Raw genomic sequence first — 24,077 nt, forward strand, 5'->3', positions numbered from 1 at the left:
CAAGCGTGCGCCGGAAATACCAGGTCACCGAATGTCGGGACGGTGTCCCGGGTGCGATCCCGCCGGCTCAGCCCGCCGCGCAGCGGCGCAGGACCAGCACGGCGTAGGCCGCCGCGGCCCGGCGCAGGTCCGCCAGTCCGACGTGCTCGTCGTGCGCGTGCGCATAGCTGACGTCTCCCGGCCCGTACTGCAGCGTCGGAATACCCGCGGCCGCGTACTGGCGCAGGTCGGTGCCGTACGGGGCGCCTACCGCCGCCGGTGCCGCTCCGCCGGTGGCGGCGACCGCATCCCGCGTCTGCTCCAGCAGTGGATGCCCGTCCGGCAACCGTCCGCTGGTGAACACCCCGCCGGGCCAGCTGACCCGGACCGGGTGTTCGGCCAGCCAGGGATCCGCCACGCATGCCTGCTGCACCGCGGCCTCGAACTCGGCCTTGGCCCGCGCGACCGGTTCGTCCAGCAGCACCCCGTACCGGCCCTCGGCCACCGCAAGGTCCGGCACGCTGCTCGCCCAGTCACCGGCCCGGGCCATACCGACCGAGAGCGGGTACGGGACGTCCAGGTGCGCGACCAGCGGATCGGGGTCGGCGTTGCGCCGCGTTTCGAGCTCGCGCAGCGCCGGGAGCAACTCGGCGAGCTTGTCCAGCGCGCTCACGCCCCGATAGCTGGTGGAGCCGTGCGTGGCCCGGCCCGGCACCTCCAGCCGGAAAGTCAGCGAACCGCCGTTGGCGGCGACGATCGTGTCCGAACTGGGCTCGGCCAGTACGCAGGCCTTCCCTCGGTGTCCCCGCCGCAGCGTGGCGAACGCGCCCAGCCCGCCGTCCTCCTCACCGACCACGGCGTGCACCGCGACCGGATCGCGCAGCCGCACACCACAGGCCCGCACGGCCTGCAGTGCACCGAAGACCGCCGCGAGGCCGCCCTTCATATCGCAGGTGCCGCGCCCCGCGGCGATCCCGTCCGCGATGCGCAGCGCATACGGGTCCCGGTCCGGCCAGCGGTCGAGGTCGCCCGGCGGGACCACGTCGGTGTGCCCGCAGAACACCAGCGCGGGCTCCTCCCCACCGCGGCTCACCCCCACGCACCCGTGCGCCGCGGTGCGTTCGGCCTCCTGCCCGGGAAAGCCGTCCAGTCCGGTCAGCTCGTCCAAGTCGATGCGCCAGTGGTCCACCTCGTGGCCGAGGGAGCGCAGCCGGTCGGCGCACCACTGTTGGGACCGCAGTTCCCCGTCGGTGCCGCCGACGCTGGGGATCGCCACGAGCTCGCGGAGATCGCGCACGATGCCGTCCAGGTCGATGGCGTCCACCACGCGGCGTTCGAGGTCGGACAGTGTTCGTCGGTCGCTCACGGCCCGAGTGTGCCGCATGTGTGCCGGACCCGGATGCGCGCCCAATACCATCTCCGCGTGGCCGGAGGTGACAGCACCGAGCAGGGTTTCGAAATCGGCAAGGACGGGCTGGGCGGCATCGTCGTCGGCATGGACGGCAGCCCCGCGAGCTTCCACGCCGCGGCATGGGCGGCCGGTCTCGCGCGGCGGGAACGCGCTCGTCTGGTGCTGGTCTACATCGAGGCGGTCGGCGGCGTCGCCTACTGGTCGCCGATGGGCGTGGCCGTGGCGAGCGAAGCCGCCCAGAGCCTCGTCGAGGAGCTGAAGAAGGAAGTGGTCGCCCACCTGGAATGGGTCGACATCAGCTGGGATTTCGTGCACCAGCGCGGAGATCCCGCCGTGGGGCTGGAACAGGTGGCCGAGCAATACCGCGCCGACCTCATCGTGGTCGGCCGGTCCCGGCGCCGCGGTGGGCTGCTCGGCACGGTGCCGGCGACGCTGGTCGTCGACGCGGTCCGCCCCGTCGTCGTCGTGCCGTGAACCACCGCATCTCCGAACGACCGCGTCCCCGAACCGCGACCGGCCGGTCGACGCGGCGACCCGATCACCCCGGAGTGAGCACGAGGTAGGCGAAGCCGATCGCGTCCCGGTACTCGCGCAGCCAGGCGCGCCGGTGCTCGTCCACCTTCCTGCGCACCGCGGCGTGCTCCGGTGCGGTCGGGTGCTCCAGCAGCCATCTCTCCAACGCGCCGCACCAGCGGGATTCGAAGCTGTCCCACTCGTCGGTCGACGCGGTCGCCAACCGCAGCGAACGCATCCCGTGCTGCTCGGTCAGGTCGACCAGTTCGGCCACCGTGCGGTGCACGCCCAGCACTTCCGGGCCGGGTGCGTTGCGCACCCCGGTGCCGAGCAGCAGGCGCCCGCCCGGGCGCAGCAGGCGCCCGATCGAGGACACGGTCTGCTCGACGCCACCGAAGGCGTGGTCGGAGGCGATGCAGATCGCGATGTCGGCGCTGTCGGTGCATTCCGCCGCGTTCTGCCGCACGAACCGAACGCGGTCCCGCAGCCCGCGCTCGGCAGCGTTGTGCTCCCCCCGGCGCAGTTCCTCCTCGACGAGGTCCACACCCGTCCCGGTGGCAGAGGGAACGGCCTGCAGCAGCCGCAGCAGGAACTCGCCCCATCCGCAGCCGAGGTCCAGGACATGCCCGTTCGGCGGGACTTCCAGTGCGGTGATCAGGTCGTCCACGCGCTGGTCGGCGAGCGGGGCGTTGAAATCCAGCTCGCGGTGCGCGAGTGCAGCGGGGTCCACGGCGCGCAGCGTGGCAGGCGGTCGGGCCGCACGCCACCGCATTTCGCCCCGGCGGCGCGTACGTCCCGAGTCGGCCGGTGGGCGGCGTCCCCGGAAAGACGACAGCGGGGGCACCTGCAGCGCAGATGCCCCCGCATGCGGAATTGCCTCACTCCATGGGCGGACGTTCGTTCGCCGGCAACTCGACGAGTGTGCCGTCCATCAGCAGATCGCTGATCGCTGCCGGTAGCACGAACGCGGTGCCGCCGCCCGGCTGCTCGAACCACGGGACCGCGGTACCGCGCAGCGCCTGCAGCGGGCGCTGCACCCGGTAAACGGTGTAGGTGCGATTCGACCACTGCGGCGGCAACGACCGCTGTGTGTAGGGCGTGCGCGCGGAGTACGTCACGTTCCCGGCGGGCTCGCCGAACCGGTCCACCTCGGTGCCCGGCTGCAGCACCACCACCCGCCGGTCGCGGTACAGCGTGAGCGGCGGCTCGCCGTTCAGCGGCTGGATCTGCTGACCACCCGGCTGCGCGGGCTGCTGCCCCGGAGCCGGCTGCTGTCCCGGTGCGGACTGCTGCGCAGGACGACCGGCCTGCTCCGGCCCCGGCCTGCGCGGTGGTCCGCCGGGCGGTGGACCCTGCCTGGGCGGTCCGGCCGCGCCCGGAGCTCCGGGCGCGGGTCGCTGCTGTTGCCCGGGACCGCCGGGAGGCGGCGGAACCCCGGGCCCGCTTTCCCCGTTGTTCGCGCGCGGCTGGCGCTTGGGCAGCGGAGGCGGGGCCGGGCTCCCGTTGGGGGCCGGTCCCGGTGCCGGGGCCTGCGCGGGCTGTCCCATCGGCGGTGACGGCGGTGCCGACGGCGGCGGCCCCGACCGGTCCGGCTGCGGCGCCTGGTGGAACCGGGTCGCCTCGTCCTGCCCCTGGGCCGCCTCCGGCTGGACCGGTGGTTCCGGCTGAACCGGTGGCTCAGGCGGGGCCCCGACCGACTGGGATGAATCCTGGTTGGCCATGAACAGCGGATTCCCGCCGCCCGGCGCCGATTCGGCCGCGGGTTCGGCCCGCTCCGCCGGGCCGGGCTGCGCCGGGTCCGACTGGCCCGGAACCTGCGCCGACCGCGCCGGATCCGCGTCCGGAGCGTCGAGCGCCGCCTCCACGGGACTCGGTCCGCCGGGCAGTCCCGGCTCGGGCAGTCCCGACTCGGCGATGAGTCCGGGGTCGCCGACCGGACCCGGCTCGGCGGTGCGCCCGGGCTCGGCGATCGGACCGGGGTCGACGATGGGGTCGGGCTCGGCGATCGGACCGGGGTCGGCGGTGCGATCGACCGGGACCACCGATTCCGCGGGAGCCTCGGGTTCGGCGGGAAGCCCGGCCGCCGGGCCGTCCTGCGGATCGAGTCCGGGCGCCGGTGCGGCCACCGCGGATTCCGGTTCGCGGGACTGCGGTGCGGCAGCTGCAGACCCCTGCAGCAGCAGGCGCCCCAGCAGGTATGCCGCGGCCTGGTCGATCCGGGAGAACCGCACGTCGCCGCCTTCAGCGGGCTCGCCGGTCACCACCCAGTCCGGGCCTTCCTGCAGCAGGCAGTGCGCATCCGGGCTGTGGCTGCCGACCCGGTAGGCCGCGCTGTCCACCCCGTACTCGGCGAACCGGTCGTGCAGCCGTCCGAGCACGTCTTCCGGTTCCGGCTCCGCGTCGGGCTCCGCAGCAGCACCGGGAGCCGAAGCCGTACCGGGCTCCGCGGCTGCGCCGACTTCCCGCTGTTCGGCTTCGGCGATACCGGTCCCCGGGGGCGGCGCGACAGCAGCGGTTTCGACGGGTTCCTGCGGACTTCCGCCCGGGACCGGCTCGTCCCGCTCCGGCGCCGGACCCGCCGCGGGAGCGCCGAGACCGGGTGCCGCGGCACCGAGCGGCAGTTCGGCGTCCTCCAGCCCAGGGGTGTCGTCCGCGTCCGGACCGGGGACGGCGGAATCTTGCGCTCCGCCCGGAGCCGCACCCCCGGCGGGGTGGTCCAGCAGTGCGCTGACCGCGGCGTCCCGGGTGGCGTCGTCGACCTCGTGCAGCGCGAAACCGCGCTCGCGCGCGTGGTCCAGGAATTCGCCCTGCGGCGGAACCCCGTACTGCGCCAGGTAGTAGGCCACGGCGCCCTGCCACAGCCAGGTCCCGTCGGTGTGCCACGTGCCCGGCACGGCCACCGCGCGCTCCGGATCGAGTTGGTCCTCCTCGTCGTCGCGGGAGGCGAGCACGATCGGCGCGTTCTCCAGGTACTGGCGCAGCGGGTCGACCTCGTCGGCCGGGACCGGCTGGCGCCCGGCGACCACCGGTCGGCCCTGCTCGTCGTAGTCGTCGAAGACCTCGGCAGTGCGGAAGTCCGCCTGCTCGGCCGACTCCTGCTGCGCCCCGGCGGCGACCGGGGGGAGGACCGGTTCCGGATCGGCGGCGGCCGGGGTCTCGTCCTGCTGCGCGGGGGAGGTGCCCTCCAGCCGCTCGCGCAGCCAGTCGGGGACGTTCTCCTCGGAGCGTGGGTAGCGCCGCAGCTCGTCCGCGTAGGCCGCGCGCGGCAGCGGGTTCTGCCACTGCGGCTCCGAATCGAAGTTGATGTCGATCCGGTAGCTCGACGGGCGTTCCACCACGTAGAGGGCGCTGAGCCACGTGCCGACGTCCGGCCGGTACATGCCGTCCCGGAGCCGTTCGAAGATGCCCTCCAGCTCGGCGGGCGGCTCCCACGCGCGGCTGCTGCCGTCCTGCGCGCCGACCTCGCCGAGCAGGTCGTGGTACTCACCGGTGGCGCGGAACTCCACGGTGATCTCCTGCCAGTCCTCAGGTGCGGCCTGTAACAGCAGGACACCGATCTGGCGCGCTATCTGTTCCTGCTCTTCCGGACTGATCGCAGTAGGACGCGACATGGGTGACATCCTCCCCCTCTCGACGAGGCATCCCGACTCCACCCCGCACCAAACGCTACTCGACGAGGTTGCGGGCATGTGCGCTGTGTGCGAGTTCAGGGCCGTTCCTCCAGTGCACCCGGGTAGTTCCATGATCGAATCGGACCCGAAAGCGCTCCGGTGCGCTGATCTGCTGCGAAAGCCTGCCTCCCGCGGAGTCGGAACAACATCACACCACCAGGTGGGATTCGGCGGGGTGCGTTCCAGCAGCGCGCACCTGTCCCGCAGCGCCAGGAGTGCCGCCCAGGAAAACCGGTCGCCACGCACGCGCGCCGACGGTCATCGTGGCGGCGTGCTGCAGCCGTACCGCGTCCTGATCCGCGTCCCGCACGCCCCGGCCCTGATGTCGTTCGCTCTCCTCGGGAGGTTGCACACGCCCGCGGTTCCGCTGGTGGTGACCTTCCTGGTCGCGGACTGGACCGGGTCCTACGCGATCAGCGGGCTCGCTGTCGCCGCCACGACGCTGGCGCACGCCGTGGCCGGTCCGCTGCGTGGGCGCGCAGCGGACCGCGGTTCCGCACCCGTGCTGCTGCTGGTCACCGGCGCGGCCTACGCGTTGGGTTCGCTGGCGCTGGTCGGTCTCGTCGTGGCCGCCGATCCGTCCTGGTGGTGGGTGTTGGTGCCGCTCGGGCTGATCACCGGGTTGTGCACACCACCGGTGGCCCAGCTCGGGCGGGCGGTGTGGCCGCGCATCGCCCGCGGCCGGGCGGTGGAGGCGGCTTACGCGGTCGAAGCCACGCTGCAGGAACTGCTCTTCGTGCTGGCGCCGTTGCTGGCCGCGTCGGCGATCGCGCTGTTCGGCCCGGTCGTGGCGATGCTCGGTTGCGCGGTGTTCAGCGCCGCCGGGCCGGCGGCGTTCGCCTGGGCGCTGCACCGGGCCGATGTCGGCGCGGGCCCCGAACGCCCGGTGGTGGGGACCGGTTCCGGACTGCTGCGCGCGGGCGGATTCCCCGCATTGCTCGGATTCGCCGCGCTGCTGGTGGGCGGGTTGACGGTCGTCGACCTGCTGATCGTCGGCTGGGCGCGCGACCGGGGCGCGCCGGCGCTGGCGGGCCTGCTCGCCGCGGTGTGGGCCATGGGCTCGCTCGTGGGCGGGCTGCTCGCGGGCGGTCTCCCGGGGCGGCCGCGGCTGCTGCGCCGTGCGGTGCTGGCCGCGCTCGGGGTCTGCGCGCTGGTGCCGGTGCTGCCACCGGTGGCGGACGCGCCGGTGTCGCTGGCGGGCGCGGTGCTGTTCGCCGGCGGAGCGGCGATCGCCCCGACACTGGCCGCGGCCAACGGCCGGGTGGCCGAGCTGGCGCCGGAACACGCCCGCAGCGAGGCGTTCGGCTGGTTCGCGGCGGCGACGACGCTGGGCAGCGGCCTTGCCGCGCCGGTGGCGGGTGCGCTGCTGGACACCTCCGGACCGGCGGGCGCGGCAGCGGTGGCCGCCGGAGCGTTGCTCATCGGGGTCGGTCTTGTCGCACATCACAACGCCCGGTCCTCGCGCTCGGCACCCGCGGCGGACCAGACTGCCGTTACGTGAGTGCTTCATCGGGGAGCGTCGGCGGGAGTGCGGCGGCGCAGCGCGCCTTCGGGCTGGTGGGAGCCTGCTCGACCGGAGTGGTGCTGGCCGTCCAGTCCAGGATCAACGGCACGCTCGGGGCCCGGCTGGACGACGCGTTGGCGGCCGGGGTGATCTCGTTCGGCCTCGGACTCGTCGTGCTGCTGCTGGCCACGGTCGCGCTGCCCACCGCTCGGCGCGGCGTCGGGGCGCTGGTGCACGGGGTGCGCGGGTCCGGTGCACTGCGCCCGTGGCAGTGCCTCGGCGGCGTGTGCGGCGGATACCTGGTGTTCACCCAGGGCATGGCGGCCGGTGCGCTGGGCGTTGCGATGTTCACCGTGGCGGTGGTGGCCGGGCAGGTCAGCACCGGGCTGGTGGTGGACAGGTTCGGCCTGGGCCCGGCCGGCCCGCAGCGGGTGACCCCGACCCGGCTGGTCGGCGCCGTGCTGGCGGTGCTCGCCGTGCTGGTGGCGGTGTCGGCGCAGCTCGGCGGCTCGCGGGCCAGTTGGCTCGTGCTGCTGCCCGCCCTGGCCGGCGTGGGCCTGGGCTGGCAGGCGGCGGTCAACGGGCGGGTCAAGCAGACGGCCGGATCCGCGATCACCGCGGCCGCGTTGAACTTCGCGGTCGGCACGGTGGCGCTGGCGTTGGCCTTCGCGGTGGAACTGCTGGTGCGCGGCCTGCCCGGCCCGCTGCCCGCGGAACCCTGGCTGTACCTGGGCGGCTTCCTGGGCATCTTCGTCATCGGCGGTTCGGTCGCTCTGGTGCGGTTGACCGGGGTGCTGCTGCTGAGCCTGGGCATGATCGCGGGCCAGTTGATCGGTGCCGTACTGCTGGACGTGTTCCTGCCGACCGGCGCCGGGATCGCGGGCTCCACGCTGCTGGGCGTGCTGCTGACATTGATCGCGGTCGCCATCGCCGCGCTGCCGGACCGGCGCGGTCGGCCGGTGACCGGTCTGCCACGATGAACGCCGTGAGCGCGACGATTCTGGACGGCAAGGCGACCAAGGACGCGATCTTCGAGGAGCTGCGGCCCCGGGTCGCCCGGCTCGCCGAGCAGGGGCGGGTGCCGGGTCTGGCTACGGTGCTGGTCGGCGACGATCCGGGATCGCACTCCTACGTGCGCGGTAAGCACAACGACTCCGCCAAGGTCGGCATCAACTCGATCCGCCGGGACCTGCCCGCCGACGTCGGCCAGGCCGAGGTCGAGGCGGTCCTGGACGAGCTCAACGCGGACCCCGCCTGCACCGGTTACATCGTCCAGCTCCCGCTGCCGCAGCAGCTCGACGCGGGTTCGCTGCTGGAACGCATCGACCCGGACAAGGACGCGGACGGCCTGCACCCGACGAGCCTGGGACGCCTGGTGCTCGGCGAACAGGCGCCGCTGCCGTGCACCCCGCGCGGCATCGTGGAGCTGCTGCGCCGCTACGACGTGCCGATCGACGGGGCGCGCGTCGCGGTCGTCGGCCGTGGCATCACGGTCGGCCGCCCGATCGGCCTGCTGCTCACCCGGCGCTCGGAGAACGCGACGGTGACCCTGTGCCACACCGGGACGAAGGACCTGGCCGCGGAGGTCGGCCGCGCGGACATCGTGATCGCCGCCGCGGGCAAGCCGAACCTGATCACGCCGGACATGGTCAAGCCGGGCGCTGCCGTACTGGACGTGGGTGTCACGCGCACCGACGGCGGTGTCGCCGGGGACATCCACCCGGACGTCGCGGAGGTGGCCGGGTTCCGCTCGCCGAATCCGGGCGGGGTCGGCCCGATGACCCGGGCGATGCTGGTCAAGAACGTGGTGGAGGCCGCGGAGCGCGACGCCGCTGCCTGAGCGGCGAGGTCACCGGTGGAGGGGACTGCGATGAGCGAACGGCCCGACCTCAGGGCGCGGTTGTCAGTGCACGCCCCGTTCGCCCTGGTCCTGCTGGTGGTGCTGGTCGGCTTCCTGCGGATCGCCGGTCAGCACTGGCGCGAGGGATCGGTGCTGCTGGGGTGCGCGCTGCTGCTGGCCGCCGGGTTGCGCGGCCTGGTCCAGCAGGAGCGGCTCGGGTTGCTGGTGATCCGCAGCCGGGTCGTCGACGTGCTGCTGTACGGGGCGCTCGGCCTGGTCATCATCGCCATCGCGATGACCATCCGCGGCGGTCCGTTCGGCTGACTCCGCGCGGGCGTTCGTCCACGGTGGACGCGTGCGTACCGGTGGTCCGGGGATTCGGCGCTCGTTAACCCGGGATTGGCTCGGCTTGCACGGCGCGTTCCGCGGCGCGGCGCACGATGGATCCCGTGCGAGTGCTGATCGTCGGCGGCGGTGTGCTGGGAACCATGCATGCGCTGCGCGCCCTGGAACGCGGGCACCGGGTGGTGCACCTGGAACGGGAACCCGAAGCGCGCGGTGCTTCGGTGCGCAACTTCGGGCTGGTGTGGGTCAGCGGCCGACGTCCGGGCACCGAACTGGAACTGGCCCAGCGGGCCCGGGACGACTGGGAGCGGATCGCGGCTGACGTGCCGGGCCTCGGCTTCCGGGCCAACGGGTCGCTCACCGCGCTGCGCACCGATGCCGAGCTCGCGGCGGCCGGCGGCTTCGCGGAACGCGCCGACGCCTCGAAGCGCGGGGTGCGGCTGCTCAGCGCCGCCGGTGCCCGCGAGGTGAACCCGGCGCTGCGCGGCGACCTGCTCGGCGCGCTGTGGTGCCCGCGGGACGCGGCGGTGGAACCGCGCACGGCCCAGCCCGCGCTGCGCGAACACCTGGCGGCGTCCGGGCGCTACACCTGGCTGCCCGGACGCGAGGTCCGCGACCTCGGCGAAGGCCGGGTGCGCGACGAGGTCGAGCAGCACGAGGCCGATCTGGTGGTGCTGTGCCCGGGGGCTGCGCTGGGCGGTCTGGTGCGCGAGCTACGCCCGGAATTGCCGGTGCGCCGGGTCCGGCTGCAGATGATGCAGACCGAACCCCTCGGCGAGCACGTCCCGACCTCGCTGGCCGACGGGGACAGCATGCGCTACTACCCGGCCTACCTCGGCGCCGAGCTCGACGAGCTGAACCGCACCGAACCGCAGCCCGCGGTCGCCGCGCGCAACGGGATGCAGCTGCTGCTCGTCCAGCGGGCCGACGGCGGCCTGACCATCGGGGACACCCACGAGTACGCCGAACCTTTCTCGTTCGATGTGCACGAGGACCCCTACGACCACCTGGTCGCGCGCACCGCCGAGCTGCTCGGCCGACCGCTGCCGCGCATCGCGCGCCGCTGGGCGGGGGTGTACGCGCAGGCCACCGAGGACGTGGTGCACCGCGAGCAGGTGCTGCCCGGCGTGTGGCTGGTGACCGGTCCCGGCGGTCGCGGCATGACCTGCTCGCCGGCCATCGCCGAGGACACCTTCCGCGAGGTGGACGGATGATCCGCCTGGTGGTGCTGGACATGGCGGGCACGACGGTCGCCGACGACGGGCTGGTCGAGCAGGCGTTCACCCGCGCGATCGGCGAGGTCGGCGTCGCCCGCAGCGACGAGCGGTTCCCCGGGATGCTGGCGCTGGTGCGCCGCACCATGGGCGAGTCCAAGATCTCGGTGTTCCGGGAGCTGCTCGGCGACGAAGCTGCCGCGCGGCGGGCCAATTCCGCGTTCGAGACCGCTTACGGCGACAGCATCGCCGACGGCGGCTGCCGGCCGGTCGACGGTGCTCGGGAGGTCATCGAGCAGCTGCGCGACGCGGGAGTGCTGGTCGCGTTGACCACCGGTTTCTCCGCGGCCACCCAGCAGCAGCTGCTGACCGGGCTCGGGTGGCAGGACCTGGTGGACCTCGCGCTGACCCCCGCGCAGGCCGGGCGCGGGCGCCCGTACCCGGACCTGGTGCTGACCAGCCTGTTGCGGTTGGGCGTCGACGACGTCCGGGAGGTGGCGGTGGCCGGGGACACCGCCGGAGACATCCGTTCCGCGGTGCGCGCCGGCGCGGGCATCGCGGCCGGGGTGCTCACCGGTGCGCACGGTAGGCAGCAGTTGCGCGAAGCCGGCGCCACGCACGTGCTCGGCTCCGTCCGCGAGCTCCCGGCCCACGTGCTGGGCACGACCGAGCTCCGGCAGGACTTTTCGGGAACCGGTCCGCGCGCGGCGCGGTGAGGGGAGGCCAGCTGTGTCCAGCACGATCCGCTTCGACGCGGTGCACAAGGATTTCGGTGATGTGCGGGCCCTGGACGATGTCGGGTTCGAGGTGGCCGCGGGCGAGTTCGTCGCGCTGCTGGGCCTTTCCGGCTCCGGCAAGTCGACGCTGCTGCGGCACGTGGACGGCCTGCAGCAGGCGAGTTCCGGCACGGTCGAGGTGCTCGGCCAGGACGTCGGCAGCCTCCGCGGCAGGTCGCTGCGCGCGTTGCGCCGCCGGATCGGGTTCGTGTTCCAGCAGTTCCACCTGGTCGGCTCGCTGACCGCGCTGGAGAACGTGTGCACCGGTGCGCTCGGCGGTCTGCGGGGGGCGCGGCTGGGGTTGCTCAGCTATCCCAAGCGGGTGCGGCACGCGGCGCTGGACCAGCTGGAGCGGGTCGGGCTCGCGGACTGCGCGCTGCAGCGCGCGGACACGTTGTCCGGCGGTCAGCAGCAGCGGGTCGCGGTGGCGCGGGCGCTGCTGCAACGTCCCGAGGTGCTGCTGGCCGATGAGCCGGTGGCCTCGCTGGACCCGGATTCGGCCGCGCAGGTGATGGATCTGCTCGCCGAGATCGGCGCGCAGGACGGGCTGACCGTGCTGTGCAGCCTGCACCAGGTCGAGGTCGCGTTGCACTGGAGCCACCGCGTGGTCGGTCTGCGCTCGGGCGGCGTGGTGCTGGACGAACCGGTGGAGTCGTTGAACCGGGAATCGGCCATGGCGGTGTATTCCGGGATTTCGGCGCCCCGGTTGGCGGTGGCCGGCTGATGGCGGTGCTGGCCTCCACCGCTCGCAGGACGGTGGCGCTGCCGCGTCCGGGTGCGGCGGCGGCGCTGCTGGCGGTGCTGGTGCTGCTGGGTGCCGCGGTGTGGTCGGTGGCGTCGTTGCGGTTGAACGTGGCGACCGTGGTCGACGGCAGTGCGGCGGCGGTGGACTTCGGTTCCCGCATGCTGCCGCTGGATTTCCCGCCGCTGGGCGAGCTGTTGGCGCTGGCCGGGCAGACGCTGGCCATCGTGGTGTGCGCGACGCTGCTGTCCTCGCTGCTCAGCGTTCCGCTGGCGCTGCTCGCCGCGCGCAGCACCGCCCCGTCGGCGGCCGGCAGGCACGGTGCCCGCGCGCTGATCGTGCTCGCGCGTGCGGTTCCGGACGTGGTCCTGGCGATCGTGTTCTTCCGACTGTTCGGCCTCGGCGGGATGACCGGTGTGCTGGCGATGGGCCTGCACTCGGTGGGCATGATCGGCAAGCTCTACGCCGACGCGGTCGAGCAGGCCGATGAGGGGCCGCGCAACGCGCTGCGCGCCGCCGGGGCCGGGAAACTGCAGCAGCTGGTCAGCGGGGTCCTACCGCAGGTCGTGCCGTCGTTCGTGGCGACCTCGCTGCACCGGCTGGACATCAACGTGCGGGTGTCAGTGGTGCTCGGGTTCGTCGGTGTCGGCGGGCTGGGCAAGGCCATCGCGGATGCGCTGCGCACGCTGGATTACCAGCGCGGAATGGCGCTGGCCGCGGTCGTTTTCGCGCTGTGCGTGCTGGTCGAGCTGGTCTCCGGCACGATCCGCCGCGCGCTGCTGGGCACGTCCGCCCGCCGCGGCGCGGCCTCGGCGGGCGCGCGGATCAGTCCACCGTGGACGTTCGCTCGGGTGCGTCGCATCGCTTACTGGGTGCTGGCCGCAGTGGTCGTGCTGGCGTCGGTGCGCGGGGCCGAGCTGTCCCTGGCCCAGGTCGGGCAGGCCCTCACCGGTCTCGGCCCGGTGCTGGCCCAGTTCTGGCCGCCGGAGGGCGGCGGCATGCTCGGTGAGCTGTTCGGCGAACTGCTCGTCACGGTGCAGATCGCGCTGGCCGCAACGCTGATCGGGGCGGTGCTGTCCCTGCCGGTCGGCGCGCTGGCCGCGGACAACGTCGCGCCGAACCGCGTGGTCGCGGGCTTCTTCCGCGGTGTCGTGCTGGCGGTGCGCGGGGTGCCGGAACTGGTGCTGGCGATCGTGTTCGTGCTGATCACCGGGCTCGGCCCGGTGGCGGGTGCGGGCGCGCTGGCGGTCGGTTCGGTGGGCTTGCTGGGCAAGCTCGTCGCGGACTCGCTGGAGGAGGTGGATCGTGGGCCGGAGCAGGCGCTGCGCGCGACGGGCGCCGGGCGGCTGCAGGTCTTCTGCGCGGCCACGGTTCCGCAAGCGGCCCCGGCTTTCGCCGCGCACGTGCTCTACCAGCTGGATACGAACCTGCGTTCCGCGACGCTGCTCGGGCTGGTCGGTGCGGGCGGCATCGGGTTCTACCTGCTCAACGCATCCCGGGTGCTGGAGTTCGGGGTGGTCACCACCGTGCTGCTCATGCTGTTCGCCGCGGTGCTGGTGGTGGAACTGCTGGCGATGTGGCTGCGCCGGGTGCTGAACCCGGCGCCCCGCTAGCGAGCGGGGGGCAGCGGGGCGTGCTCGGCGGTGCGGGCCGCGCGCCCCGCGGAAGCGGTCGCCGCCGAGCGGGCAAGCCCCGGCTCGGACGAGGCGCCCGGCACCGTCATTCCCACCAGAAGGACCAGCTGCGCCGCCCGCGGATCTCCTGCGCGTAGGCGCCGATGCTGCCGGTCTCCTGCACGATGCGGTCCGGGCAGAAGGTCCAGTGCTCGGCCGCCACCTTCGCGGCGTGCTCGGCGTCCTGCGGCGGCGCGGCCACGCTGAGGTCCAGCCGGTCCGGGCCCAACCGCAGCATCCGCACGCCGAACCGCCGCTCCCAGCTGCGCACCATCGCGGACAGTCCCGCGGTGCGGGACACGTGGTTGGCCGCACCGGACCAGCCCAGCACGGTGAGCACGTCGGCGCCGTAGCGCGCCGGGACCATCGCCAGCCGGGTGTCGTCGTCGATGAACCGGGGAAGCTGCTGGTTGGCCAGGATGTCCGGATCGGCCAGCAGGTTGCCGCCGGGGGCGGGGCCGGGGCACGCGGTGTCGAACGGGGTCAGCACCTCGGGTCCGTAGGCGGGGCCGAGCTCGTCGTCGGCCTGCACCAGCCCGTCCCAGATGCGGTCCATGACGTCGGGCGGGCGCCAGCGGTCGATGTGTTCGAGCGGTTCGGGCGGTACCACGCCGACCGTGCACCGGTCCCCGTAGACCTCGTCGCTGTCGCACAGCAGCAGCGGCCACAGTCCGCTGCGCCGGTGGTCCCCGCGCAGCGCGGCGACCAGCTGCGGAGCGGGCGGTTCATCGCTGATCCAGCACAGCGTGCGCGGTTCGCCCGCGAGGGCGGTCTGCTCGGTGAGCACCTCACCGGGCGGCAGCGGCGCGGACAGCGCCGTCCCGGTGCCGAACACCGCGGACGGATCGGCCGGCTCCCCCGCCTGCCAGTCGTCACGCAACAATTCACCGCCTCCTAGCCGTGCGCTCCGGACCACCTTAAGGGGTCTGCGCCGTGGTGATCCCAGGCGCACGTGCTCGGCGGTGGATGGCTGTCACCCGGCGGTGGGCGGTCGGCGGGCAGTCCGTCCCCCGGCCGGGGCACTCACTCCGCGGAACGGGGGCGGGGCGGCTCGATCTCGCAGTCGCCCCCGGGGAACACGAGGCTCTCGTGCCCGTCCGAGTAGCGCACCAGGTAGGGCGGATCGCCCTCCTGCCCGCGGACCTCGACGATCTCGGCGTAGCGGTCGATCTCGTCGACGTGCTTGCTGTGCACGTGCAGGCGGTCGCCAACGGTTGCCTTCATCGCACCTCACCTCCACGTCGAGGTTAGGTGATGCGCGCCACGTCGCGCACCGGCGCTGGGGCGCATCGGGCCGGGTGGTGCCGGTGGTGCGTGCGGGTCAATCGGTGGCGGCGGCCTGCGAGCAGGTGGTGGTCACTTCCTGGTAGCTCTCCGCCTGCGCGTTGGTCCAGTCCGAGCTGGTGTCCAGGCTGATCTCGCCGGAGGCGACCTGTCCCACCGAGTAGTGCACATCGATGAGGTCCTGGCGCAGGGTGCTGTCCGAGGTGCGGGCGGTCAGCTGGGCGAGCTCGTCCATCCGCACGCGGGCGTCGGCCTTGGCCTGCTGCGGGTCGGCGAAGTTCGGCATGAAGCTGGCCACGTTGATGGCTTCCAGGCAGCTCTGGCCGGTGCCGGTACCCCCGGGTGCCGCGGGGCTGAGCTGGCCGGTGAGATCCTGCCCCCCGCAGGCGGCCAGACCCGTTGCGGCCGACAGCGCTAGTGCGGCAACCCACCGCGTGCGAGTTCGCATCTGTCCTCCGCCGATCGCCGGCGGCACCGCAGTGGTGCCGCCGCATCCGCACCTTATCCGACCCCGCGTGCGCGATGGGTGAAATGTCCAACCGGTCGCCGCCGCAGCGCGGTCAGGGTGCGATCCAGGCCATGATCTCCGGCGGCAGGTCCAGGTCGGTCAGCCAGGGCGCCGCTCCGACCCGGAACAGCACGACGCAGCTCAGCACCACGGCCGCGAGAGTCAGCCCGGGGCCCACCAGCGCCATCTCGACCTTGCCCCCGGTGCGCATCCGCAGGGGCTTCGGCGGTGCGACCGGGTACCAGGTCTTGCCACCGAACGGGACCGGCCACAGCATCGGGCAGCCCTGCTCGGTGATCGCATCGCCGATGAAGTGCGCCACGCAGCCGATCATCACCGCCATGCCGAAGGCCGCCGCCTGGGTGGGCTGATCACCGGTCCACATGAAGCAGGCCAGCGTCAGCAGCACTGAGGCCGTGGTGATCCACAGCGCGTCCTTGCGCGGGCACCAGGTGTGCAGCAGCCCGCGCACGGCGAGACCGGCGAACACGAACATGAGCACGCCCAGCGCGGTGCCCTGGCTGGTTTGCACGATCGCGGTGGTGATCAGGCCGGCCAGCACCGCGAAGACGACCGTGTGGGTGAAGCCGCGGTGCGTGCCTTCGCGGTCGCTGTCCCGCTTGGTGCGGGTGAGCCGGTACAGGAATCCGCTGAACCCGCTCAGCGCCGCCGAGGCGGCCCGGGAGAGCCCGCCGAACGTGCTCGCGACGGTGGACTTGGGGTGGTCGATGTCCGGCAACAGCGCGGCGCCCGAGGCGAGCGTGGCCCCGACCACCCAGGTTTTCGGGGACAATTGCCCTATGGCGTGAGTGTCGGCCATCGCCGTCACGGCCGCCCAGGCGGCAAGCCCGCTCATCGCATGCGTCGGTCCGGTCGCCACTGCGCCTCCAAGATCGCCCGATCCGCCGATGAGCGTAGAAGAGGATCATCCGCACCCGGGTCGGGTGGGGCAGTGGTGCATCGCGCTCTGCGGAGGGTGGTGGTGCGAGACGGGTGGCAGGCACAATCAGACCCGATAGCAGTACGCTCGTACCGCTAGCATTCTCGCGAGAGGAGCTCCCCGCCACATGAGCAAGATCAAGGTTCAGGGCACCGTCGCCGAGCTCGACGGCGACGAGATGACCCGGATCATCTGGTCCTTCATCAAGGACAAGCTGATCCACCCCTACCTGGACATCAACCTCGACTACTACGACCTGAGCATCGAGAACCGCGACGCCACCGATGACCAGGTCACCGTCGACTCGGCGAACGCCATCGCCAAGCACGGCGTGGGCGTGAAGTGCGCCACCATCACCCCGGACGAAGCGCGGGTGGACGAGTTCGGCCTGAAGAAGATGTGGCGGAGCCCGAACGGGACCATCCGCAACATCCTCGGCGGTGTCATCTTCCGCGAGCCGATCGTCATCTCGAACATCCCGCGGTACGTACCGGGCTGGACCCAGCCGATCATCATCGGCAGGCACGCGCACGGTGACCAGTACAAGGCCACCGATTTCAAGGTGCCCGGTCCCGGCACGGTGACCATCACCTACACGCCGGAGGACGGCTCCGAGCCGATGGAGCTGGAGGTCGCGAAGTTCCCGACCGACGGCGGCGTCTCGATGGCGATGTACAACTACCGCCGCTCCATCGAGGAGTTCGCCCGCGCCTCGCTGCGCTACGGCCTGGACCGCGGTTTCCCGGTCTACATGTCGACGAAGAACACGATCCTGAAGTCCTACGACGGCATGTTCAAGGACGTGTTCGAGGAGGTCTACGAGAACGAGTTCAAGGCCGACTTCGAGGCCAACGGGCTCACCTACGAGCACCGCCTCATCGACGACATGGTCGCCAGCGCCCTCAAGTGGGAGGGCGGCTACGTGTGGGCCTGCAAGAACTACGACGGAGACGTGCAGTCCGACACGGTCGCACAGGGCTTCGGTTCGCTGGGTCTGATGACCTCGGTGCTGATGACCGAGAACGGCACCGTCGAGGCGGAGGCCGCGCACGGCACCGTGACCCGGCACTACCGGCAGCACCAGCAGGGCAAGCCCACGTCCACCAACCCGATCGCCTCGATCTTCGCGTGGACCCGCGGCCTGGACGCCCGCGGCAAGATGGACTCCAACCAGGAGCTCGTCGGCTTCGCCCAGCAGCTGGAGCAGGTCGTCGTCGAGACCGTGGAGAACGGCAAGATGACCAAGGACCTGGCGCTGCTGGTCGGTGGTGACCAGGGCTACCAGACCACCGAGGAGTTCCTGGCGGCGCTGGACGAGAACCTGCAGAAGAAGATGGCCAACCGCTGATCCCGGCCGTCTCCCGGGGCGCCGCCGCGCCCCGGACCGGCGCGGCCCGCGGGGGCTGACCCGGTACGCGAAACGCCGCTTCCGCACCGAGCGGGGGCGGCGTTCTTGCGTCCGGGGCGGGGAGTCGAGGAGCGAACGTGGTCGTGATCCGGGTCTGCCGAGTGGTGGGCGGGTTCGTGCCGGTGCTCGCACTTGCCGCGACCGGACTGCTCGATCTCCCGATGTGGTCGTCGATCGCGGTGATCCTGGGGTGCTCCGCGGTCTGCCTTCCCCTGGTCCTGTGGTCGGGCCGGCGGATCCGAAACCGGGCGGCGGAACGAACGGCATCGTGGGCGACATGACATCCGCGGGCCGCTGCAGGAATGGCGATGCCCGTGGTGGAGTACCCGCAGGACCGGGCGGAGTGCGTGGCCCGGGAAGCAGGGCTCTGACCTGCGAGGAGTGTGGTGCGCGATACTGGGATCGAACCAGTGACCTCTACCGTGTCAAGGTAGCGCTCTCCCGCTGAGCTAATCGCGCAGTGCGGTTTTCCGTGTCGTCGAGCGTATCCGAGCCGCGCGCGCCGACCGCACCGGGGTCCGCCACGCTCGGCTCGACATCCGAAGTGGACGGTGAGTGCGGCGGGCCCGCGGGCCGGGTGGTCGCGGTCCTTCCAGGGCGGTCGCGCGGTTCGCGCACGCTCGTTCGTGGTCCGTCCGGCGGTACGCCGGGTGCACCGCGTGGCGTGATGTGCGCAATGCGTACCAATCCGCCCACCGCGGGCGGAAGGGGCCGCATCCGGACAAGTAGCCTGTTCTCGGGACCCGATAGCGGTGGCCCGCACCCGCAGAGCGATCGCCGGTCGCGATCCGAGACCCGAGGAGATGTTCGTGACGAAGCCCGCCCCCGAGGCGACCGCTGCGCCCTCCCGAGCGCGGTACCTCCTGGACGTGGTGCGCGGCGCCCTCATGGGTACGGCCGAGACGGTGCCCGGCGTCAGCGGCGGCACGGTCGCGCTCATCGTCGGTGTCTACGCGACCCTGCTGACCTCGGCGGGGCACCTGCTCTCCGGCGTGCGCCGCGCGGTCGTCGACCTGGTGCGCCGCCGCGACCTCGCCGACGCCAAGGCCGAGTTCGCCCTGGTCCGCTGGCGCGTGGTGCTCCCGGTGCTCATCGGCATGTTCGCCGCGCTGCTGCTGATGGCCGGGCTGATGGAGGGCCTGGTCTCCGCCTACCCGGTGCACACGAAGGGCCTGTTCTTCGGGCTGGTGCTGGCCTCGCTGTGGGTGCCGTTCTCCATGGCCGCCCGCGCCCCGGTGCGCCGCCCGGGCGCGCGCCCGTGGGGACCCGGTGCGCTGGCCGCGGCCGTGCTGGCCGCAGTGGCCAGCTACACGGTGGTGAGCCTGCCGCCCGCCGATGTCGACTCCAACCCGGTGATCATCGTGGTGGCTGCGGCGCTGGCGATCTCGGCGCTCGTGGTGCCGGGCCTGTCCGGCTCGTTCATCCTGCTCACCTTCGGGCTGTACGAAACGACCTTGGCCGCCGTCAACGATCGCGACCTCGGCTACGTGGGCCTGTTCGTGCTGGGCGCCCTGGTCGGGCTGGCCTCGATCGTCAAGCTGCTGCAGTGGCTGCTGGAGCACTGGCAGCGGATCACCCTGGTGATCCTCACCGGGGCGATGGCCGGCAGCCTGCGCGCGCTGTGGCCGTGGCAGACCGAGGACCGCTCGCTGCTGCCGCCGGCGGACGGCGCGTGGCAGGTGGCGCTGCTGGCGGTGGCGGGGTTCGCCGTGGTCGTCGTCGCGCTCGTGATCGAGCGCCGGGTGTCGGCCGCGCATGCCGCCACGCAGCCGGACGACGCGCCCAAGAGCCCGGTCAACGCCTGAGGAAGCGCGGCGCTCAGCCGTCCAGCGCTGCGAACAGGTCGACCGGATTGCCGTCCGGATCGAGCACTGTCGCGTAGCGCTGACCCCAGAAGGCGTCCCACGGCTCGCTGCTGCCGCGGTGCCCGGCCGCGGTGAGCATCCGGTACGTGCTGTCCACGTCCGCCGGTGCGCCGCAGTCGAACGCGAGCGCCACCCGGCGGCCCCCGGTCGGCGGACTCCAGTCGGGATCGAGCGAGCGCACCGCCTGCTCGGTGTCCCACATCAATCGAACGCCGCCGGGCAGCAGCGCGTCGACGTGCGCCTCGCCGTCGGCGGAGGCGGGGACGTCCACGCCCAGCAACCGGTAGAACTCCAGCGTTTCGGCCATGTCCTGGGCGACCAGCCCCACGGCCGCGAAGTGCGTCGTCATGCCCGCACGGTAGGCCCGCTCCCCGACGCCCACCGCACCGAACGGGTACCGCGGCGATGCGCTCGCGCCGCTGACATTGCGTTGGCCGGCCGCGGTGCCGTTCACACGCCGTGGTGAACATCCGGGGCGAAATTCCCGCCGCCTCCGTTTCGGAACGCCGCCGGCACCGCGATCCCGTGTATCCACTGGGACGAATGTGATCTGGACATCCGTTCACCTCTGGCGCCAGCGCCGCCGGCGGGGTGTCACCGCGCCGCGGACGGTCTCCGGTGAGACGAGGTTGCGGGAAGACGGAGGTATTCAGTGTCCCAGGTGAACCCGACCGCCCCGATCGGTCGGCACGCCCAGTTGGACGGCGTGCGCAGGATGATCGGGGACGGCTCGTGCTGCGCGCTGTCCCTCGACGTTTTCGACACGCTGCTGTGGCGGCGGGTTCCGCGGCCCACGGACCTGTTCGCCGTGCTGGGCGCGCGGCTGCGCCGGGACGGGATCGGGCCCGGCTGGATGGACGAGGCGGCGTTCCGCCGCATCCGCATCGAGGCCGAGCAGCTGGCCAGGCGGCTGGCGCCGACCTCGGAGGTGTCGCTGTTCGACATCTGGCGGCACATGCCGGTCGGCACGTTCACCGGTGCTTCGCTGCAGCAGCTGGTCGACTTCGAGGTCGCGCTGGAACGCGAACTCACCGAGGTGGACCAGGACGTCGCCGAACTGGTCGGGCTGGCCGAGAGTTCCGAGATCCCGATCTTGCTCGTCTCGGACACCTACTTCACCGATATCCAGCTCACCGAGCTGCTGGACCGCCCGGGGCTGAGCGGGCTGAAGGCGGCGCGGCAGTTCCGCTCCTGCCAGCACGGTGCGGACAAGGCGTCCGGTCTGTGGGAGATCGTCCTGGACTCCGCCGGGGTGCGCCCCGAGCAGTTGGTGCACCTCGGTGACCACCCGGAGGGCGATGACCGGGTGCCCGCCGAACTCGGCGTGCGCACGGTCCTTTACCGCCGCGGCGGGGAGGGTTTCGCGGAGCTGCTGGAGCGCGAGCACAACCCGGTCGAACCGCTCGGTGCGCACGACCCGGTGCTCGATGCCGAGCACGGCGATTTCGGTATCACCGCATTGCGGGCGAAGGCGCTGCAGACCGGTTCCGGGGAGGCGAGCCTGTCCGCCGACGCGGCGTGGCGGTTCGGCGCCGGCGTGCTGGGGCCCGTGCTCACCGGGTTCGCCGAGTGGGCCGCGCGCCGGGGCCACGAGGAGGGCACACCGGTGCTGTGGTGCCCGATGCGTGAAGGTGAGCTGCTGTCCGAACTGGTCAACGCGTCCGCGGCGGCGCGGGGCTGGAACGTGCGGGCCGCGCCGGTGTGGTTGTCCCGGCAGGTCACCTCGTTGGCCGGCCTGGAGGTGCGCGATCCGCAAGCGGTGCACGACTTCGTGCGCCGCAGCTACCGGCTGACGGTGGCCCAGCTGCTGGCGACGCTGAAGATCCGTCCGGGCGAGGTGCCCAGCCTCGCCCAGCATCTGCACAGCCCGCTGGACGGTGCGGAGCTCGTGGACCGCGTCGGGGTGGCGCTGACCGAGACACCGCACCTGCGTAACCGGCTGGCGACCACGGTGACCGCGACCCGCGAGCGGCTGCTGGGCCACCTGCGCCGCACGGGAGCGCTGGACGGTCCGGAGATCACGCTGGTGGACCTGGGCTGGGGCGGGACCATCCAGTACCAGCTGGCCCACGTGCTGCGGATGAGCGGCATCGGGAACGCGGTGTCCGGGCTCTACCTGGCCACCGACGAGCGGTCGACTCGGGTGGTCGGTGCGGGGATGCGCATCGAGGGCTACCTGGGGACCGCCGGGCACCCGAGCGATCTGGTGCGCGCGGTCAGCCGCAGCCCGGAGATCGTGGAGCAGAGCACGAGCGCGTTGTGCGGGTCGCTGGTCGACTTCGAGGACAGCGGCGCTCCGGTGCTGGGCCCGGCCGCGGGCGGGCAGACGCAGCACCAGCAGCGCACCGCGGTGCAGGACGGAGTGCGCCGGTTCCAGGCGCTGTGGCTCCGGCAGATCGAGGGCGGCGAGGGCGTCTGGCCGGAGCTGACCGGCGCGGCCCGGCAGCGGCTGCGGTCGGTGCTGTCCGCGGCGCTGCGCACGCCGAACGCGGAAGAAGCCGCGCTGTTCGGCAACTGGGAGCACGACGACAACTTCGGTTCCAGCGTCGTGACCCGGCTGCTGCCCGACGACCTGCTGCCCGCGGTGCCGTACATGTCGCCGAACGACCTGGACGAGCTGCACATGCGGGATGCGTTCTGGCCGGGTCTGATCGCGGCGTCCGATCCGCAGCTGTCCGCGGCGCGCCGGGCCGTCGAGTCGGGTGCGCTGGACGGAGCCGCGTTCGAACCGCACGGCCGCGCGGAGAGCGAACTGCGCTTCCGCACCGCGGACGGCGAGTGGCACGACGGTCCGCGCAAGCGGGTCCGGGTCAACCACAACGGCCTCTCGTTCGCCCGGTTCAACGCGTCCGGCGCGGGGATCACCGATGTCTCGCTGGCGATCCCGGGGCAGCCCGCCGTGGTGCGGCTGGACTGGGTCTCCGTCGAGGTGCAGCGGGAGGGAACCCCGGAGCGGGCGGTGCTGCACTGGGACGAGCCGGGCCATTACGCCGGTCTCACGCACGCCGAGTGCACCTGGCTCGGCGGGAACCTGATCGAGTTCGAGCACCCGCATTCGGCGGTGTGGCTGCCGATCACGTCCGCCGGTCCTCCGGCGAGCTCGGTGACCGTCACGGTCGCGTTCGCGATGCTGCCGCAGTCGGTGTCCCGGCTGGCGCCGCGGATGCCCCCCGCCCCGGCGGTCAGCCGGCTGCGCGGCCGTCTGCTGGAGGAGTACCGCACCGCCGGGGTACGCGCGGTCGCGGCCGGGGCGGCCCGGGTCGCCGCACGTCAGTTGAAGGGCGAGAAGTGATGGACCAAGCTGCGAGCACCGGCTCCACCAGGAACGATCCGCACGCCCAGGAACGCGCGGCCCGGCAGGCGCCGCTGCTGCTGCACTCGCTGTCCCTGTTCGAGGAGATCTTCGCCCTGCTCTTCCGCGAGCGCCGGATCCGCAGGGTCGTCGAGGTCGGAGTGGAGTCCGGGCAGGTCAGCGCGATGTACGCGCGGCTGGGTGCCGAGGTGGTGCACTGCGTGGAACCGCTGCCCACCGAGGAGATGCGCGCGAATATCGCCGGGCACGACGCCCTCGACCTGGTCGAGCGGCCGTCGCCGGAGGCGTTCGACGAGCTGCCGGTGGCCGACCTGTACGTGTTGGACGGCGACCACAACTACGCGGTGGTCTCCCGCGAGCTCGACTGGATCACGCGCAACGCGCCGGACGCCCTCGTGGTGCTGCACGACGTGCTGTGGCCCTGGGGACGCCGCGACCTGTACTACCAGCCCACTCCGCTGGACGTCGCCGACCGGCAGCCGGACGGGCCGGACGGGCCCACCGTGTGGCACGACGGCGTCACCCCGGCCGGTTTCATCGGTGCGGGAGCGTTCACGAACGCGGTCGAGGCCGGCGGGGAGCGCAACGGGGTGTGCACCGCGGTGGAGGACGTGCTGGCGGAGGCGCCCGGTGCGTGGTGGCTGCGGATCGTGCCCGCCGTGTTCGGCCTCGGCGTGCTCGGTCGCGCGGAATCCCCCGCCGCGGAGGCGATCTGCGCCGCGCTGGACCCGATCGCGTCATCGGGGCTGCTGGCCGCCCTGGAGAACAACCGGATCGCGCTGTACACCCGGGTGCTGCAGATGCAGTACGACGCCGCGGCGCACGCCGGGCACGCCGACGAACTCAGCGAACTCGTCGCAGGCCAGCAGCAGGAGATCCAGGAGCTGCGCGGCGAATTGGAACCGCTGCGCGCGGCCGCGCGCGAGCTGCGCGAGATGCGGTTGGCCCGGCACGAGCTGGAGCAGGAACGCGACCGCCTGCGCACCGAGCTGAGTCCGCTGCCCAGCCTGCGGCGCTGGGCCGACCGGGCGCTGGTCAAAACCCGCGGTGGCGGCAGCAGGGATCGCGATCAACGGTGATGCGACGCAGGA

At 72.7% G+C, this 24,077-nt stretch carries 21 protein-coding genes and 1 tRNA gene; 13 read left to right on the forward strand and 9 right to left on the reverse strand.

The genetic code is table 11. From position 1 onward, the window contains the following. Window positions 1-67: 67 nt before the first annotated feature. Window positions 68-1,345 (reverse strand): ArgE/DapE family deacylase, encoded by a 1,278-nt coding sequence (locus tag IQ251_RS11650; RefSeq protein WP_370591338.1) that lies wholly within the window; start codon window positions 1,343-1,345, stop codon window positions 68-70. A 57-nt stretch (window positions 1,346-1,402) separates the two neighbouring features. Here IQ251_RS11650 and IQ251_RS11655 point away from each other — a divergent pair, with 57 nt between their 5' ends. Continuing rightward, window positions 1,403-1,864, forward strand: coding sequence for a universal stress protein (locus IQ251_RS11655; protein WP_370591339.1), 462 nt, complete (start codon window positions 1,403-1,405; stop codon window positions 1,862-1,864). Between the two features lie 64 nt (window positions 1,865-1,928). On the opposite strand, the gene IQ251_RS11660 is transcribed toward IQ251_RS11655, so the two are convergent. Both IQ251_RS11660 and IQ251_RS20110 read right to left on the reverse strand, forming a co-directional pair. Continuing rightward, entirely contained in the window at window positions 1,929-2,633 is a 705-nt protein-coding gene (locus IQ251_RS11660) for an SAM-dependent methyltransferase (RefSeq protein ID WP_193928532.1), read from the reverse strand. A 148-nt stretch (window positions 2,634-2,781) separates the two neighbouring features. Beyond that, window positions 2,782-5,514, reverse strand: coding sequence for a glycohydrolase toxin TNT-related protein (locus IQ251_RS20110; RefSeq protein WP_193928534.1), 2,733 nt, complete (start codon window positions 5,512-5,514; stop codon window positions 2,782-2,784). A 331-nt stretch (window positions 5,515-5,845) separates the two neighbouring features. Between IQ251_RS20110 and IQ251_RS11670 the strand changes: the two genes are divergently transcribed. From IQ251_RS11670 to phnE, 8 genes are all read left to right on the forward strand, one after another. Next, the gene (locus IQ251_RS11670; RefSeq protein WP_193928535.1) at window positions 5,846-7,075 is read left to right on the forward strand and encodes an MFS transporter; all 1,230 of its coding nucleotides are present in this window, start codon (window positions 5,846-5,848) and stop codon (window positions 7,073-7,075) included. Beyond that, the gene (locus IQ251_RS11675; protein ID WP_193928536.1) at window positions 7,072-8,058 is read left to right on the forward strand and encodes a DMT family transporter; all 987 of its coding nucleotides are present in this window, start codon (window positions 7,072-7,074) and stop codon (window positions 8,056-8,058) included. Before IQ251_RS11670 ends, IQ251_RS11675 begins: the two co-directional genes overlap by 4 nt. A gap of 5 nt (window positions 8,059-8,063) precedes the next feature. Next, on the forward strand, window positions 8,064-8,918 hold the full coding sequence (locus IQ251_RS11680; RefSeq protein ID WP_193928537.1) for a bifunctional methylenetetrahydrofolate dehydrogenase/methenyltetrahydrofolate cyclohydrolase: 855 nt from the start codon (window positions 8,064-8,066) through the stop codon (window positions 8,916-8,918). Between the two features lie 30 nt (window positions 8,919-8,948). Beyond that, window positions 8,949-9,242 carry a DUF3017 domain-containing protein gene (locus IQ251_RS11685; RefSeq protein WP_193928538.1) on the forward strand — a complete coding sequence of 98 codons (294 nt, stop codon included), beginning with the start codon at window positions 8,949-8,951 and terminating at the stop codon, window positions 9,240-9,242. A 125-nt stretch (window positions 9,243-9,367) separates the two neighbouring features. Beyond that, the gene (locus IQ251_RS11690; protein ID WP_193928539.1) at window positions 9,368-10,477 is read left to right on the forward strand and encodes a TIGR03364 family FAD-dependent oxidoreductase; all 1,110 of its coding nucleotides are present in this window, start codon (window positions 9,368-9,370) and stop codon (window positions 10,475-10,477) included. Next, window positions 10,474-11,193 (forward strand): phosphonatase-like hydrolase, encoded by a 720-nt coding sequence (locus tag IQ251_RS11695; RefSeq protein ID WP_193928540.1) that lies wholly within the window; start codon window positions 10,474-10,476, stop codon window positions 11,191-11,193. The genes IQ251_RS11690 and IQ251_RS11695 overlap by 4 nt, the downstream gene beginning before the upstream one ends. Before the next feature lie 13 nt (window positions 11,194-11,206). Further along, window positions 11,207-11,977 carry a phosphonate ABC transporter ATP-binding protein gene (gene phnC / locus IQ251_RS11700; protein WP_370591340.1) on the forward strand — a complete coding sequence of 257 codons (771 nt, stop codon included), beginning with the start codon at window positions 11,207-11,209 and terminating at the stop codon, window positions 11,975-11,977. Continuing rightward, window positions 11,977-13,608: a phosphonate ABC transporter, permease protein PhnE gene (phnE, locus tag IQ251_RS11705; RefSeq protein WP_193928541.1), complete on the forward strand. Its 1,632-nt coding sequence runs from the start codon at window positions 11,977-11,979 to the stop codon at window positions 13,606-13,608. Before phnC ends, phnE begins: the two co-directional genes overlap by 1 nt. A gap of 106 nt (window positions 13,609-13,714) precedes the next feature. On the opposite strand, the gene IQ251_RS11710 is transcribed toward phnE, so the two are convergent. The 4 genes from IQ251_RS11710 to IQ251_RS11725 all read right to left on the reverse strand — a co-directional run bounded on the left by IQ251_RS11710 (window position 13,715) and on the right by IQ251_RS11725 (window position 16,340). After that, the gene (locus IQ251_RS11710; RefSeq protein ID WP_228046583.1) at window positions 13,715-14,548 is read right to left on the reverse strand and encodes a DUF4253 domain-containing protein; all 834 of its coding nucleotides are present in this window, start codon (window positions 14,546-14,548) and stop codon (window positions 13,715-13,717) included. A gap of 143 nt (window positions 14,549-14,691) precedes the next feature. Continuing rightward, the gene (locus tag IQ251_RS11715) at window positions 14,692-14,892 is read right to left on the reverse strand and encodes a DUF1918 domain-containing protein (protein WP_193928542.1); all 201 of its coding nucleotides are present in this window, start codon (window positions 14,890-14,892) and stop codon (window positions 14,692-14,694) included. A 97-nt stretch (window positions 14,893-14,989) separates the two neighbouring features. Next, window positions 14,990-15,400 carry a DUF8711 family protein gene (locus IQ251_RS11720; RefSeq protein ID WP_193928543.1) on the reverse strand — a complete coding sequence of 137 codons (411 nt, stop codon included), beginning with the start codon at window positions 15,398-15,400 and terminating at the stop codon, window positions 14,990-14,992. Window positions 15,401-15,512: 112 nt separating this feature from the next. Beyond that, complete coding sequence (locus IQ251_RS11725; protein ID WP_193928544.1) at window positions 15,513-16,340, reverse strand: metal-dependent hydrolase; 828 nt, start codon at window positions 16,338-16,340, stop codon at window positions 15,513-15,515. 187 nt (window positions 16,341-16,527) lie between these two features. Between IQ251_RS11725 and IQ251_RS11730 the strand changes: the two genes are divergently transcribed. Then, window positions 16,528-17,748, forward strand: coding sequence for an NADP-dependent isocitrate dehydrogenase (locus IQ251_RS11730; RefSeq protein ID WP_193928545.1), 1,221 nt, complete (start codon window positions 16,528-16,530; stop codon window positions 17,746-17,748). Window positions 17,749-18,192: 444 nt separating this feature from the next. Here IQ251_RS11730 and IQ251_RS11735 read toward each other — a convergent pair. After that, window positions 18,193-18,267, reverse strand: a tRNA-Val gene (locus tag IQ251_RS11735). 350 nt (window positions 18,268-18,617) lie between these two features. Here IQ251_RS11735 and IQ251_RS11740 point away from each other — a divergent pair. Beyond that, window positions 18,618-19,613: a DUF368 domain-containing protein gene (locus tag IQ251_RS11740; protein ID WP_370591341.1), complete on the forward strand. Its 996-nt coding sequence runs from the start codon at window positions 18,618-18,620 to the stop codon at window positions 19,611-19,613. Window positions 19,614-19,626: 13 nt separating this feature from the next. On the opposite strand, the gene IQ251_RS11745 is transcribed toward IQ251_RS11740, so the two are convergent. Beyond that, window positions 19,627-20,022, reverse strand: coding sequence for a VOC family protein (locus IQ251_RS11745; RefSeq protein WP_193928547.1), 396 nt, complete (start codon window positions 20,020-20,022; stop codon window positions 19,627-19,629). 312 nt (window positions 20,023-20,334) lie between these two features. On the opposite strand from IQ251_RS11745, the gene IQ251_RS11750 reads away from it, so the two are divergent. After that, on the forward strand, window positions 20,335-22,965 hold the full coding sequence (locus tag IQ251_RS11750; protein ID WP_370591342.1) for an HAD family hydrolase: 2,631 nt from the start codon (window positions 20,335-20,337) through the stop codon (window positions 22,963-22,965). Further along, window positions 22,965-24,065 carry a class I SAM-dependent methyltransferase gene (locus tag IQ251_RS11755; protein WP_193928548.1) on the forward strand — a complete coding sequence of 367 codons (1,101 nt, stop codon included), beginning with the start codon at window positions 22,965-22,967 and terminating at the stop codon, window positions 24,063-24,065. Before IQ251_RS11750 ends, IQ251_RS11755 begins: the two co-directional genes overlap by 1 nt. Window positions 24,066-24,077 lie beyond the last annotated feature (12 nt).

The sequence above is a fragment of the Saccharopolyspora montiporae genome, from assembly GCF_015209505.1.
Classification (GTDB): Bacteria; Actinomycetota; Actinomycetes; order Mycobacteriales; family Pseudonocardiaceae; genus Saccharopolyspora; species Saccharopolyspora montiporae.

Excerpts from the sequence above, each read along its gene's own strand:
- IQ251_RS20110 (WP_193928534.1), bottom strand. The coding sequence starts at position 5,514 with ATGTCGCGTCCTACTGCGATCAGTCCGGAAGAGCAGGAACAGATAGCG.
- IQ251_RS11685 (WP_193928538.1), top strand. The coding sequence starts at position 8,949 with ATGAGCGAACGGCCCGACCTCAGGGCGCGGTTGTCAGTGCACGCCCCG.
- IQ251_RS11695 (WP_193928540.1), top strand. The coding sequence starts at position 10,474 with ATGATCCGCCTGGTGGTGCTGGACATGGCGGGCACGACGGTCGCCGAC.
- phnE (WP_193928541.1), top strand. The coding sequence starts at position 11,977 with ATGGCGGTGCTGGCCTCCACCGCTCGCAGGACGGTGGCGCTGCCGCGT.
- IQ251_RS11715 (WP_193928542.1), bottom strand. The coding sequence starts at position 14,892 with ATGAAGGCAACCGTTGGCGACCGCCTGCACGTGCACAGCAAGCACGTC.
- IQ251_RS11720 (WP_193928543.1), bottom strand. The coding sequence starts at position 15,400 with ATGCGAACTCGCACGCGGTGGGTTGCCGCACTAGCGCTGTCGGCCGCA.
- IQ251_RS11730 (WP_193928545.1), top strand. The coding sequence starts at position 16,528 with ATGAGCAAGATCAAGGTTCAGGGCACCGTCGCCGAGCTCGACGGCGAC.
- IQ251_RS11745 (WP_193928547.1), bottom strand. The coding sequence starts at position 20,022 with ATGACGACGCACTTCGCGGCCGTGGGGCTGGTCGCCCAGGACATGGCC.
- IQ251_RS11755 (WP_193928548.1), top strand. The coding sequence starts at position 22,965 with ATGGACCAAGCTGCGAGCACCGGCTCCACCAGGAACGATCCGCACGCC.